Source organism: Novosphingobium rhizosphaerae, from assembly GCF_050920675.1.
Taxonomy (GTDB): domain Bacteria; phylum Pseudomonadota; class Alphaproteobacteria; order Sphingomonadales; family Sphingomonadaceae; genus Novosphingobium; species Novosphingobium rhizosphaerae.
Window position 1 is genome coordinate 1582424 of the sequence record NZ_CP137861.1, and the last position, 12068, is coordinate 1594491.

The 12068-nt window shown below is 68.9% G+C and carries 15 protein-coding genes; all 15 read right to left on the reverse strand.

What is annotated here, in order from left to right:
* Nucleotides 1-2 precede the first annotated feature (2 nt).
* Nucleotides 3-824, reverse strand: coding sequence for a flagellar type III secretion system pore protein FliP (gene fliP, locus R9J51_RS07255; protein WP_432787917.1), 822 nt, complete (start codon nt 822-824; stop codon nt 3-5).
* A gap of 83 nt (nt 825-907) precedes the next feature.
* A complete protein-coding gene (locus tag R9J51_RS07260) occupies nt 908-1180 on the reverse strand; it encodes a flagellar biosynthetic protein FliO (RefSeq protein WP_179506270.1) in 273 nt (90 codons plus the stop codon).
* A complete protein-coding gene (gene fliN, locus R9J51_RS07265) occupies nt 1180-1455 on the reverse strand; it encodes a flagellar motor switch protein FliN (protein WP_179506271.1) in 276 nt (91 codons plus the stop codon). The genes R9J51_RS07260 and fliN overlap by 1 nt, the downstream gene beginning before the upstream one ends.
* A gap of 25 nt (nt 1456-1480) precedes the next feature.
* Nucleotides 1481-2386 carry a FliM/FliN family flagellar motor switch protein gene (locus tag R9J51_RS07270; RefSeq protein WP_179506272.1) on the reverse strand — a complete coding sequence of 302 codons (906 nt, stop codon included), beginning with the start codon at nt 2384-2386 and terminating at the stop codon, nt 1481-1483.
* A 43-nt stretch (nt 2387-2429) separates the two neighbouring features.
* Nucleotides 2430-3029: a flagellar basal body-associated FliL family protein gene (locus R9J51_RS07275; RefSeq protein ID WP_168553902.1), complete on the reverse strand. Its 600-nt coding sequence runs from the start codon at nt 3027-3029 to the stop codon at nt 2430-2432.
* A gap of 82 nt (nt 3030-3111) precedes the next feature.
* A complete protein-coding gene (locus tag R9J51_RS07280) occupies nt 3112-4593 on the reverse strand; it encodes a hypothetical protein (RefSeq protein WP_432787918.1) in 1482 nt (493 codons plus the stop codon).
* 128 nt (nt 4594-4721) lie between these two features.
* Entirely contained in the window at nt 4722-5042 is a 321-nt protein-coding gene (locus R9J51_RS07285) for a hypothetical protein (RefSeq protein ID WP_432787919.1), read from the reverse strand.
* Between the two features lie 38 nt (nt 5043-5080).
* Nucleotides 5081-5560, reverse strand: coding sequence for a hypothetical protein (locus R9J51_RS07290; protein ID WP_179506274.1), 480 nt, complete (start codon nt 5558-5560; stop codon nt 5081-5083).
* 7 nt (nt 5561-5567) lie between these two features.
* The gene (locus R9J51_RS07295; protein ID WP_169474857.1) at nt 5568-6890 is read right to left on the reverse strand and encodes a FliI/YscN family ATPase; all 1323 of its coding nucleotides are present in this window, start codon (nt 6888-6890) and stop codon (nt 5568-5570) included.
* 23 nt (nt 6891-6913) lie between these two features.
* Nucleotides 6914-7540: a FliH/SctL family protein gene (locus tag R9J51_RS07300; protein WP_179506275.1), complete on the reverse strand. Its 627-nt coding sequence runs from the start codon at nt 7538-7540 to the stop codon at nt 6914-6916.
* Nucleotides 7533-8546, reverse strand: a complete 1014-nt coding sequence (gene fliG, locus R9J51_RS07305; RefSeq protein ID WP_168553905.1) for a flagellar motor switch protein FliG — start codon at nt 8544-8546, stop codon at nt 7533-7535. The genes R9J51_RS07300 and fliG overlap by 8 nt, the downstream gene beginning before the upstream one ends.
* A 1-nt stretch (nt 8547) precedes the next feature.
* Nucleotides 8548-8706 carry a hypothetical protein gene (locus R9J51_RS07310; protein WP_432787920.1) on the reverse strand — a complete coding sequence of 53 codons (159 nt, stop codon included), beginning with the start codon at nt 8704-8706 and terminating at the stop codon, nt 8548-8550.
* Nucleotides 8707-8714: 8 nt separating this feature from the next.
* Nucleotides 8715-10286: a flagellar basal-body MS-ring/collar protein FliF gene (fliF, locus tag R9J51_RS07315; protein ID WP_432787921.1), complete on the reverse strand. Its 1572-nt coding sequence runs from the start codon at nt 10284-10286 to the stop codon at nt 8715-8717.
* Between the two features lie 3 nt (nt 10287-10289).
* On the reverse strand, nt 10290-10652 hold the full coding sequence (fliE, locus tag R9J51_RS07320; RefSeq protein ID WP_168553907.1) for a flagellar hook-basal body complex protein FliE: 363 nt from the start codon (nt 10650-10652) through the stop codon (nt 10290-10292).
* Nucleotides 10649-11926 carry a sigma-54 interaction domain-containing protein gene (locus R9J51_RS07325; protein WP_432787922.1) on the reverse strand — a complete coding sequence of 426 codons (1278 nt, stop codon included), beginning with the start codon at nt 11924-11926 and terminating at the stop codon, nt 10649-10651. The genes fliE and R9J51_RS07325 overlap by 4 nt, the downstream gene beginning before the upstream one ends.
* Between the last annotated feature and the right edge of the window lie 142 nt (nt 11927-12068).

A 12068-nucleotide genomic window follows, 5' to 3' on the forward strand; every position in this document is an offset into this window, starting at 1 on the left:
CCCTATCCGAAGCTCGATGCCAGGCTGCCCATCAAGAGCGCCCAGCCATCGACCAGCACGAACAGCAAGAGTTTGAACGGCAATGACACCACCGTGGGCGACATCATCATCATCCCCAAGCTCATCAGCACCGAAGACACCACCAGGTCGATCACCAGGAACGGCAGGAACAGCATGAAGCCGATCTGGAACGCGGTTTTCAGCTCGCTGGTGACGAAGGCGGGCAGCAGGATGGAAAAGGGAATGTCGCGGCTGGCGGTGAAATGCGGCGCCTTGGCCATGTCGGTGAACATCAGCAAGTCGCGCTCGCGCGTCTGGTGCACCATGAAGGCGTGGAATTCCATGCCCGCCGCCCCGATCGCCTGTTCGGCGTTGATCTGCCCGGCCGAATAGGGCTGGATCGCGATGGCATTCACCCGATCGAGGGTGGGTGCCATCACGAACAGCGAGAGGAACAGCGACAGCCCGATCAGGATCTGGTTGGGCGGCGATTGCTGCAACCCCAGCGCCGTGCGCAGGATCGAAAGCACCACCAGGATGCGCGTAAAGCTGGTCATCATCAGGATCAGCGAGGGCAGGATCGTGAGCAGCCCCATGATCAGCAGGAGCTGCAACGAGAGCGACAGGCTGCCCTGCGACTGCGCCCCGGCGATCTGGCTGAACGCGCGATCGAGCGCGCCGGGGATGGCGGTTACGCCGGGGGTGCTTTGGGCCAGGGCCGGGGACGGGAGGAAGAGGAGGGCGAGCAGGATGCTCCCCCTCCTCTTCAGAGGACGGGGCTGGGGGGTGGTGAAGGCCTGACGCGCCGGCGCAAGGGCGCGCACCACCCCCCGCCCCCGTCCTCTGAAGAGGAGGGGGAGACGATCGGCCGTTTTCGTGGAAGCGGGGTGTTCGAGGTTCATCGCGCTCACGCGTCCTGCTCCCGCGCGCGCGCCGGCGCTTCGGCCAGGCGGACGAGGCCGGTCTTGGAGGTGGAGACCAGAATCTCGCGGTCGTGGAATTCGATCACCGCTAGGCGCAGGGTGGGCGAGAGCATCTGCGTTTCGATCACCTTGACGGTGCGCTGCCCGGTGGGGGTGCCGAACTTGCCTTCGAAACGCTTGGCCAGGCGCAGCGAGCCCCAGGCGAGGCCGCCGATGAGCGGCAGCACGACGAGCAGCTTGAGAATGTACCAGATCATCACGCCACGTCCTTGCGCGGGGCGTTTTCGGTGCCGGCAAGCTCCACGATGCGCAGGCCGAAGCGATCGCCCTGGGCGACCACTTCGCCGCGCGCGATCAGCTTGCCGTTGACCATCACGTCGAGCAGTTCGTCGGTCAGCCGGTCGAGCATGACGACGCTTTCCTCGCCCAGCGCCAGCACGTCCTTGAGCTTCAGCTCGGTGCGGCCCAACTCGACGGTGAGGCGCACGTCGACATCCTTGAGGAAATCGAAACCGCGCGGTTGAAACGACATTGTGAGAACCCCCAAAAAGAGAAAGCTAGAAAACCTGTGAAAGCTGCACCGCCAGGCGATCATCCACCGCGCCCACGGTGCCATGGGCGATGGTTTGCCCGGCCACGCGCAAAGGCACGGCGCGCGCCACCGGCACGGGCAGGATCTGGCCCACTTCCAGCGCCGAAATGGCCGCCAGCGGCAGGCGGATATCCACCAGCACCGCGCTGAGCGGCAGCGGCACATCGGCAAATGGCTGGTCACGCGGATCGGCCGCGGCGTGTTCGCTGCTGGCGGGCGGACGCTCGCCATTGGCAAAGAGCGCAGCCAGCGTATCGTAGGGAAACGCCATTTCGATCGCCCAGGCCGGGCGGCCCGGCTCGGTGATCGAAAAGACCAGGGCCACGATGTTCTCATCGTTGCCGAAGGGCGCCAGGTGATCGATATTGCCCTCGCGGCGCAGCGGGCGGATGGCGCCGGCATCGTCCGCGCCCAGCGCTGCGGCCAGGCGCCCGGCCAGCATCGCTTCCAGGCGCTGCACCATCAGCTCGGCCGACAGTGGCAATTCGCGCGGCAATTGCTGCGGGGCAATGCCAGCGCCGCCAAAGGCGCGATCCACCAGGCGCAGCACCGCTTCGCCCGCCACCATGCCCAGGATGCGGTGCTGCCCCGGGCCGGCACCGAACAGGGTGTAGGCGCCCAGGTTGCGATGCCCCATCACCTGCATCGTGGCATAATCGGAATAGACCGTGCGTTCCGGGCGGCTGCATTCCACCGACGGCTCTTCCCCGCCCAGCAAACCGGCCAGGGCTCCTGCCAGTTCGCGTGAGAACCGTTCGGCCGTGCGCGTCAATGCCGTCACCAGGTCTGCCTGGCTCGGGCCGGGGCGCAGCAGTTGCGCGCAGTGGCGGGCCACCACGCGCTCTGCCACGAATTCCCGTTCAGGCTTCATCGTCTTCGTTCCCCATTGCCCCCAGCGGGGGATTTCCCGTGTGTCACTGCACGATGAACTGCTTGAAATAGACCGCGTCCACGCCGCCAAAGCCTTCGGTGTCGGTCAGCACCTTGTTGATCGCGGCGGTCATGCGCGCTTGCAGGCGCTGCTTGCCCTGGGTGGTTTCCACATCGGTATCGGGCGTATCGGCCAGCACGGTGAGCAGCGCCGAACGGATCGCCAGCTCGTGCTTCTTCATCCACATCACCACGCGATAGTCGCGCCGGGTGGATGCCGCGATCGAGGCCTGGATCAGTCGGTCGCTGTCCTTGAGGTTCGAGGTGAAATCGTCGGAGAACGAATAATAGACAGTGCGGTATTCGCTGCCGCCTTCGCCTTCCACTTCCTTGGCGCCGCCTTCGCCTTCGCCGCCTTCCTTGGCCACGGGGGCATAGGGGTCTTCCTCGCCCTTGCGGATCAGCTTGGGCTTGTTGTCTTCGTGCACGATCACTTGCGGACCGCCCAGGATGTGCATGGCAAACAGGGCATAGACCCCGCCCCCGCCCAGCGCGAGGGTGGCCACGACCACGCCGATGAGCACCATCGGACCGCCCTTCTTCTTCTTGGGCGCGTCCTTGTCCTTTTCCTTCTTGTCGCTCATGCCGGATCCTTGATCTTCAAATCGCCATCGGGTTCACACCAGCCTTGCGGGTGCAAAGGGCGCGAGGGGCGCAGGGGCGGGTTCAGGCGAACACGCCGCCCTGCGCGGAATCGGTTTCATCGCCACTGCCGCTGCCACGCCGTGCGGCCTGGCTGGTGGTTTCGGGTGCGGGCGCGCGCGGCGCCGGGCGGCCATCGCCCCCCTGGCTGCCGGCGCTGGCCTGGCCTTGCGCCTGGCCCTGCCCGGGGGCCTGGCCTTGCGCGGCATTGCCGGCGGTCTGGGAGCCGGCGGTTTGCCCACTGCCGTTCTGGTTCGCCAGGGTGCCGGTATCAGCCCGGCTGGCCGCCAGCACGGCCGGGGCAAATCCGGGATCGGCGCTGGCCATCGTCACCGTGAGGCCATCGTCTTTCTGGCGAAATTCCAGATCGATGCGCCCGAACGTGCCGTGGGCCAAGGTCGCGGCCACCGCAGCGCCAGGGCCATCCTCGCGGGCGCGGGCCACGGCATCGACCAGCGCGGCCACTTGCGCGCCAGGGATGGCGGCAGTGGCTGGTGCGGGCGAAGCGGCCGGTGCCGCGCCGAAATCTGGCGATGGCACGGTGAAGGCGGCGGCCGGCGCGGCGGGCAGGGCCGCCGTTGCGCTGGCGGGTGCCGGCGCCGCAGGCGTTTCCGGGGCATCGCCGGGGTCTGCCGCCGCCAGCGGCGGGGTGGCCGTATCGGTAGCGGCCGCCGTGGCGGGGAGGGTGGCTGCGGCAGGCCGCATGGTGGTTTCGGTGGTGTTGGTGGCCGGGCCCTTGGCCACGCGCGCGGCCAGCACCTGCTGGATCGATGGGCTGGGCGCGGCCTGCGCTGGGGCCGGTGCCACAACCTGGGCCTGTACTTGTGCCGGCAACTGGCCCGGCACCGGGGTTTGCAGCGGGGCGGCAGCGATGGTGCCGGCACTATCGGGCGTCAGCGCGATCGTTGCGGTCTGGCCCTGGGCGTCCTGCGCGGGCCGGAAGGTGGCGACGAGCGGGGCGAGCGGCACGGCGGCCCGGGTCGCTTCGACGGGATCGGCGGGGACCGCCGCCGTCTTTGCGGAAACCGGAGCCGGGGCGGCAACCAATGGCTCGGTGCGGGGTGATGGCGCGCTTTGGGCAAGCGCGTTCGGCGCAGGCAGGTTTGCGGCTGGCGCGCTGGTGGTGGGCCCGCTGGCAGGCGCGGTGCCGGGCAGCGCTGGCGCGGCCCGCGAACCGGCCAGCACCAAGGGCGCGGGCGCCGTGGCGGAGTCGGCCAGCGGCAGCAATGTGGCATCCTGCGTTGTCGTGGCAAGGCTTGGCACATCGGCCAGCGCTGCCGGCGTATCGGGCGCGTCGGGTGTTTCGCGCGCGTCGTCCGCCACCTTGGCCACGCCATGGTTGGCGGCGTGGCGGCCGGCGAGCACGCTGGCCATCGCCTGTGCCGGAGCGGCAGCCGGGGCTGTCTGGGCCGCAGGGACAGACGCGGGTGCAGCCGGCGCAAGCACGACCGGGGCAGCCGGTGCTTCGCTTGGCGCGGCGTCTGCCACGGGCACGGGCGTTGTCACCGATGCCGCCGGCGCGGGCTTGGGCACGGGCAAGGATGTGGCCAGCGGCGCTGCGACGGGCAGCGTTGCCGCACCTGCAGCCGGCTGGGCCGGCGCGGCATTGGCCCGCGGCGTTGCCGGCAGGCTCGCTACAGGGGGGCAATGGTGAAGGGGCTGCCGCTTGCCGGCAAGGTCTTGCCGCTTTCCGGCAAAAGGGTTGCCGTGGCGGTCAACTCTGGCTTGGTGGCAAGGGCGGCGTCGGCCAGGGGTGCGGGCAAGGCTCCCGGCGGTGCCTCGGCCAGGGCCGGGACCGCTGGCGGCGCGCCCAAGGCGGGGTCCGCATTGTCTAGAAACGCTGCAAATCCGCCGGTTTCGCCGGGCGGAGTCATGCCCGCCAGGGTTGACACGGTTCCACCCGCCAGGCTGGCAGACGGGGCAGAAGCGGCAAGTGGGGCAGCAATCGAAACCATCGCGGGGCAAGCTCCTGGGCGGGTTGAACACGGTTAATTCAAGAGCCGTGCCAATCGCGCGAAGGGGGCGTAGGGATGGTTTCGGATGAGGGCTCTTCGCGGTTGCGCGTGGGCCCCAGCGGGGTGCTTGCCTGGGCTTGCGCCCGCGCCAGCAGCCGCGCTTCGGCGGTGATGCGATCGGCGACGGCGGCACGGCGGCGCTCGGCCGTGGCCACTTCGGCGGCGCGGGCATCGGCGATGCGGCGGGCGGTGTCGATCTCTCCGGCCGTGCTGCGCGCGATGTGCTCCAGGCCGGCGCGAAATGCGCCCAGGTGCGCGAGCGCCGCACCATCGCGGGCATCGGTGCGCGCGGCATACGTATCTGCCAGGGCGCCAGTGCGGCTGGCCAGGTTCTGCAACTGGGCCAGCGTGCCTTCGGCCTGGCCGGCCGCGACCATGGCCTGCCGATGGCCGATTTCGCGCAAGCGCTCCAGCCGGCGCAGCCGCGCCAGCCTTTGGTGTTGGGCCTTGATCGACATGGGCGGATCAGCCGGCCAGCAACTGGGTCAACTGGGCAATCCCGATATCCATCGGCACGACTTCGCGCGCCTCCTGCATCAGGAAATCAGCCAGCGCGGCATGCATGGCGATGGCCTGGTCCAGCTGCGGATCGGCGCCCTGGCGATAGGCGCCCATCAGCACCAGGTCGCGGTTGGCCTCGTATGCGGCGACCAGCGCGCGGAACTGGCGGGCCAGGGCCTGGTGCTGCGGGCTGGTGATGTCGGTCATTACGCGGCTCAAGGAGGCGGGAATGTCGATGGCGGGATAGTGCCCGCGTTGCGCCAGATCGCGCGAGAGCACGATGTGGCCGTCCAGGATCGAACGCGCGGTATCGACCACGGGATCGTCCTGGTTGTCGCCATCGGCCAGCACGGTGTAGATTCCGGTGATCGAGCCGCCGCTGGCCGCCGAATTCCCGGCGCGTTCCACCAGCTTGGTGATCGTGGCGAGCGCCGAGGGCGGATAGCCGCGCGCCGCGCCCGGTTCGCCCAGCAGCAGCGCAATCTCGCGCCCGGCGTGGGCCACGCGCGTCAGGCTGTCCATGATCAGCAGCACGCGCCGCCCTTGCGCGCGGAAATATTCAGCGAGCGCCGTGGCCATCATCGCCCCGCGAATGCGCAAATTGGGGGCGTGGTCTGCCGGCACGGCGATCACCGCGCTGTGCGCGCGTTTCGATCCGGCCATGTGCCGTTCCACGAAGTCGGACACTTCGCGCGCGCGTTCGCCGATCAGGCCCACGATCACGATCTCGGCCTGGGCGCCGTGGGCGATCATGTCGAGCAGCACCGATTTGCCGACACCCGATCCGGCCATGATGCCGATGCGCTGGCCCACGCCGAACGTGGTCAGCGCGTTGAGCGCGCGCACGCCGGTATCGAAGGCCTGGCGCACCGGGCTGCGATCGAGCGCGCCGGCGCGCACGCCGCCCGCTGGCCATTCGTGATGGGTGGCGAGCGGTGGGCCGCCGTCGATCGGATGGCCTTCGCCATCCACCGCGCGGCCCAGGAAAGCTTCGCCCACCGGCACCATGCCGGGCCGCCCTTCGGGTCGCACCCTTGCGCCGGGGCGCAGCAGGACCGGATCGCCCAGCAGCATCATCAGGCTGCGCCCGTTGCGAAAGCCGATCACTTCGGCGGCCAGATCGCCGCGCCCATGGACAATGCGGCATTGCGTGCCGATCGGCACCGACAGGCCCGATACTTCCAGCAAGCCGCCATCGCACGCGCTCAGCAGCCCGAAACGGCGCGGCGCCAGATCGGGATGGGCACCGGCCAGCCGCGTCAGCAACGGCAGCGCCGGGTGCAGCATGGCTGCAGCATCGTCCTTGCGCATCAGCATTGGCGCAGGGCTTCATCCAATGCGCGGCGCCATTGCGCGGGCCCGTCTTCCACGCCGCCCATTGCGCCGTCCACCCGCACCGTGCCGCGCTCCAGCGTGGAATCGGGCTCGCAATGCCAGTCTTCGGGCAAGTGATTGCCCACCAGCGCCAGGTCTTCCGGGTGCAGGCGGATCACGCGTGCATCTTCGGCGCGGGCCAGCATCTGCGCGGCCCGGCGCACGCGCGCCGCCAGCCCGACAGGATCGATCGCGGCATCGGCCAGCACCACGTCGCACAGCGCCAGCACGGTCTGGCGCAGGCGGCTTTCCAGCACGGCCACCTGGCTTTGGTCCATGCGGCGCAGCGCGGTGTCGATGCGATGGCGTTCGGCATCCTGCGTGGCGGCCAGGGCCTGCGCCTCGGCCAGGGCGGCGGCATGCCCGGCGGCAAAGCCATCGGCATGGGCGCGTTCGATCGGGTCCTCATGCTCGGGATCGGGCATGGGCGCGAAATCGGCGGGCGGTGCGGGCGCCTGGCGGGCAAAGCGCGGATCGAGCGTGAACCCGCCCGATTGGCCCGGCACCGCGCCCCAGGCGCGCAAGGCGCGCTCGGGCACGGGAATGCGCAGCAGATCAGACATAGTCGTCGTCACCCGAACCGAACACGATCACCCCTTCGGCCGAAAGACGGCGGGCGGCGGTGATCATCGCCTTTTGCGCCTCGGTCACTTCGGCGCGCTTGAGGCGGCCACGCGCTGCGATTTCGTCGCGCACGCCATCGGCGGCGCGGCTCGACATGGCGCGGAAGAACACTTCGCGCTGTGGCTCGTCGATGCCCTTGAGCGCGGCGATCAGCGTGTCGCTGTCCACTTCGCGCAGCATGGCACCCATCGATTGCGGATCGAGCACGTAGAGATGTTCGAACTTGAACATCTCGTTCTCGATTTCCTTGGCCAGCGCTTTGTCCATCTTGGTGATTTCGGGCATGACCCGTTTTTCCACCGCCTTGGCCGCCGCGTTGATGATCTCGGCCGCCTCGCGCGGGCCACCCATGGTGAGCGCGGCGCGGCTGTGCACGGCCACGATGCGGCGGGTGAGCACTTCCTCCAGCATCACCAGCGCCTCGGCCGAAACCTTGCCCAGCGTGGCCACGCGGTGCACCACCTGGGTCTGGATGGTTTCGGGCAGGCCGTGCAGCACGGCAGCGGCCACATCGGGGTCGATCTGCACCAGCAGCACGGCAATGGCCTGGGGATGCTCGGCCTTGACCAGCGGGATCAGTACTTCGGGATTGAGCCAGCGCGCCAGTTCCAGCGCCGAGGTATCCTGCGCCGCTTCGGGCGCGATGCGGTGCATCAGGTTGTCGGCCTTCACCTCGCCCACGGCGCGGGTCATCAATTCGCGCACCTGGCCGACGCGATCGTGCGCGGTCAGGCCCAGGCGCTCGGTGCGTTCGACGAAACCGGCGATCGACTGGGCAATGGCAACCGGGCCGATTTCGCCCAGGGCACACATCTTTTCGCCCAGCAGGCGCAGTTCCTTGGGTTCCAGCTGGGCGAGAAGGTCGGCCGCCTGCTGGTCTTCCAGCAGCATGACCATGACCGCAGCCAGTTCGGGATCGGTCAGGGCGTCGAGTTCGTCTTCCATGTCACTCGGCGCCTTCCTCGGTCGGTTCCTTCAGCATCTGGCGCAGAACGGCCACGGCGCTGTCGGGCTTTTCCTGGACGAGGCGCTGGGCCAGGCCCACCTGGCGGCTCAGCAACTCGGTATCGATCGCGCCGGTTTCATCCTGCGCGGGGGCGAGCATCGGCTTGATCACCCGGTGGTGGGGCCTGGGCCGATGGTGCGGCTGGGGCGCGGGGTGTCCGGATCGTCGGCGGCGTCCTCATCCTCGTCCTCGTCGTCGTCTTCGGCGCCCTTGCGGCTGCGCGCGGCCTTGCCGCCGGCAGCGCCGGGCTCGCGGCGCAGCGCCTTGATCAGCGGGCGCACGCCCAGCAGCAGGGTGAGCAGCACGGCCAGGAGCGCCACGCCGTTGCGCACGGCCATGGCAAACCACGGCTGTTCATAGAACTGGGGCGGGGTAATATCGGCCGGGTTGAACGCGCGCACCGCCACGGCCACCTGGTCTCCGCGTGCGGGATCGGCACCCACGGCCGCGCTGACCAACTGCTTGATCTGGTCGATCTCGGCCGGCTTGGCCTTGGCCAGCACGGCCGAAGACAGCGCCACGGCCACGGTCAGGCGACGGATCTTGCCGGGCGTGTTGTTGGTCACGGCCACTTCGCGGCCCAGTTCGTAGTTCTTGGAAGACGAGCTTTCGCCATTGCTGGGGGCCGCGCCCGATGGCGTGGGCGAGGGCGTGCCCTGCGGCGCGCCCACGGCGGCCGTGGTGGGCGCGGGTGGGGTGTTGGACAAGACGCCCGGCACGCCCACCGCGCCGTTGCCGCTGGTTTGCGATGCGGATTGCGTCTCGCTGCGCACCGCGCCCTGCTTGTCATAGCTTTCGCGCGCTGACGTCACCTGGTCCATGTCGAGATCGACCTGGACTTCGCTGGAGAAGTTGCCTTCGCCCAGCATCGGGGTGAGCAGCTGGGAAACCTGTTCGCGCAGCTTGTCTTCCAGCCGGCCCTGGATTTCCAGGCGATCCGCGTCCCCCGGCTTGGCGGCAGAGAGCAGCCGGCCATGCTGGTCGATCACCTTGACCGCATCGATCGAGAGTTCGGGCACCGATCCGGCCACCAGGTTGACGATGGCCGAAACCTGGCTGGTGGCCAGCTGGCGCCCCTTGGCCAGGCGCACCATGACCGAGGCCGATGGCGCCGCCGTATCGCGCACGAACACCGATTTTTCAGGCTGGGCCAGGTGCACGCGCACGGCCTCCACCCCATCGATCTGCATGATCGTGAGTTCCAGTTCGCGCTCGCGCGCGGCTTGCAACCGTTCGCCTTCCAGCGTGCGGCTGGCGCCCATCGGCAGCTTGTCGATCATCTGCTCGCCGGTTTCGGGCGTGGCGACGGCGCCATCCGAAGCGGCGACCATGCGTGCCTTGTAGAGGTCGTTCTCGCCCACGGTGATCGCGCCGGTGGAATTGTCGATGCGATAGGCGATCGCCGCCTTGTCGAGCGCGGCGGTCACTTGCGCGCGTTCGGCGTCCGACAGATCGGAATAGAGCATGCGTTGTGGCGCGGGCGCCATGGTCAGCCACAGCAGCCCGGTCAGGCCTGCGGCGGTAACGCCGCCGAACCACGGCAAGGCGCGGCGCAGCGGTGGCTGGCGCAGGAACGCGCCCATGCGGGCGGGCAAGGTGCCGCCGGCCGGATCGGTCAGCGGCGCCAGGAGCGAAGGTGGCGGGCTGCCGCCGGCCCCGGCGGGGACAAGGTCTGCCATCTATCAGACCCCCATCCGCATGATGTCCTGATAGGCGGTCAACAGCTTGTTGCGCACCTGAAGCGTGGCTTCGAACGCCACGCCGGCTTCCTGGCGGGCGAGCATGACCTTGGCGACATCGACCGTCTCGCCCTTTTCATAGGCTTGCGACAGGCCTTCGGCCTTGGTCTGGCTGGCGTTGACCGTTTCCAGCGCGGATTTGAGCGCATCGGTAAAGCCGCCCGCCGGCGTGCTGCCTTCGGCCGAGGTGCCCGGATCGGGCGTGCGGATCTGTTGCAGCAGGTTGGAACGATCGATGATCTGCTGGCGCATGGCCATGATCTGCTGGATGCCGCCGCCGGCGCCGATGGAACTGATCCCGCTCATCGCCGGCCTCCTGCAACGGCGATGCCGGCTTCACGGAAGCTGGCGAGGCGATAGCGCAACGTGCGTTCGGAAATGCCCAACTGGCGGGCCGCGGCCACGCGGCTGCCGCCGCAGGCCTCCAGCGTGGCCAGGATTGCGCGGGCTTCAGAAAGCTGCACGATGTTGGACAGCTTACCCCCCTGTGGCGCATGCACTTGCGCCAGCGCGGCGTCGCTGGCCGGGCTGCGCGCGGGGCGATCGAACACGATGTGTTCGGGCCCGATCTCGGCCTGGTTGCCGGCGAGCAGCAAGGCGCGGCGCACGACGTTTTCCAGTTCGCGCACATTGCCAGGCCAGCCATGGCAGGTCAGCATGGCCAGCGCCGCATCCGACAGCCATGGCAGCGGCCGGTCGGCCGGGGCGTGGCGCATCATCAGGGCAAAGGCCAGCGGGGCGATATCGTCGAGCCGCTCGACCAGGGCCCGCAGGGTCAGGGGGAAGACGTTGAGGCGGTAATAGAGATCGGCGCGAAACCGGTTTTCTTCCACTTCGGCGGGCAAGTCGCGGTTGGCGCAGGCAATGATCCGCACGTCCACCTTGATCGGCTGGGTCGCGCCCAGCGGCACCACTTCGCCTTCCTGAAGCGCGCGCAGCAGCTTTGCCTGAAGCGAAAGCGGCATTTCGGCGATTTCGTCGAGCAGCAGGGTGCCGCCATCGGCTGCGCGGAAAAAGCCTTCGCCCGCGGCGCTGGCGCCGGTGAACGCGCCCTTCTGGTGGCCGAACAGCAGCGCTTCGAGCATGGTTTCGGGCATGGCGGCGCAATTGACGGCAATGAACGGCTTGTCGTGGCGCGGGCTGGCGGCGTGGATGAACCGGCTCAACACTTCCTTGCCGGTGCCGGTGGGGCCGTTGATCAGCACGGGAATGTCGCTGGCGGCCAGGCGTTCGGCCAGGGCCAGGATCGACAGGCTTTCCGGATCGGCGGCAATCGGCGCACCGGGCGCGGCAGCACAGGCGATCACCGCCGCCAGCGCGCTTTCGGAAAGCGGATCGGCATAGCGCACCACGTGCCGCTTGCCATTGGCCATGCGGGCCAACGCCGGATGCGCGCCGCGTTCGAGCACGATGGCGGGGCGGCGCGGATCGAGCGTGGCGACATCGGCCGTATCGGCGAGCATGGGCATCGCCCCCATGCCGGGCGCGGCCAGCACCGATGCAGCGCGCGCAACCAGCGCGCCATGGCGCGCCTTTGCTTCCTCGCTGATCGGCAATCGTTCGCCGCAATCGCTGCTCATCACTTTGACCCCCGTCTTAACCATATCCACGAGGGAGGTTTTCGCGCGAAACCGTCAAATGGTGTGAAACTTTAAGATCAGCGGACCTGCTAAGGGCAAACCACTAGGTCTGGCCGCCGAAAATCCCGCAGGCGGCAAGATT

What these genes read in the sequence shown, in the direction of transcription:
- R9J51_RS07300 (WP_179506275.1), bottom strand. Translation starts at nt 7,540, where the DNA reads ATGTCTGATCTGCTGCGCATTCCCGTGCCCGAGCGCGCCTTGCGCGCC.
- R9J51_RS07295 (WP_169474857.1), bottom strand. Translation starts at nt 6,890, where the DNA reads ATGCTGCACCCGGCGCTGCCGTTGCTGACGCGGCTGGCCGGTGCCCAT.
- R9J51_RS07260 (WP_179506270.1), bottom strand. Translation starts at nt 1,180, where the DNA reads ATGATCTGGTACATTCTCAAGCTGCTCGTCGTGCTGCCGCTCATCGGC.
- fliF (WP_432787921.1), bottom strand. Translation starts at nt 10,286, where the DNA reads ATGGCAGACCTTGTCCCCGCCGGGGCCGGCGGCAGCCCGCCACCTTCG.
- R9J51_RS07290 (WP_179506274.1), bottom strand. Translation starts at nt 5,560, where the DNA reads ATGTCGATCAAGGCCCAACACCAAAGGCTGGCGCGGCTGCGCCGGCTG.
- R9J51_RS07310 (WP_432787920.1), bottom strand. Translation starts at nt 8,706, where the DNA reads ATGCTCGCCCCCGCGCAGGATGAAACCGGCGCGATCGATACCGAGTTG.
- fliN (WP_179506271.1), bottom strand. Translation starts at nt 1,455, where the DNA reads ATGTCGTTTCAACCGCGCGGTTTCGATTTCCTCAAGGATGTCGACGTG.
- R9J51_RS07275 (WP_168553902.1), bottom strand. Translation starts at nt 3,029, where the DNA reads ATGAGCGACAAGAAGGAAAAGGACAAGGACGCGCCCAAGAAGAAGAAG.
- R9J51_RS07325 (WP_432787922.1), bottom strand. Translation starts at nt 11,926, where the DNA reads ATGAGCAGCGATTGCGGCGAACGATTGCCGATCAGCGAGGAAGCAAAG.
- fliG (WP_168553905.1), bottom strand. Translation starts at nt 8,546, where the DNA reads ATGGAAGACGAACTCGACGCCCTGACCGATCCCGAACTGGCTGCGGTC.
- R9J51_RS07270 (WP_179506272.1), bottom strand. Translation starts at nt 2,386, where the DNA reads ATGAAGCCTGAACGGGAATTCGTGGCAGAGCGCGTGGTGGCCCGCCAC.
- R9J51_RS07285 (WP_432787919.1), bottom strand. Translation starts at nt 5,042, where the DNA reads ATGGTTTCGATTGCTGCCCCACTTGCCGCTTCTGCCCCGTCTGCCAGC.
- fliE (WP_168553907.1), bottom strand. Translation starts at nt 10,652, where the DNA reads ATGAGCGGGATCAGTTCCATCGGCGCCGGCGGCGGCATCCAGCAGATC.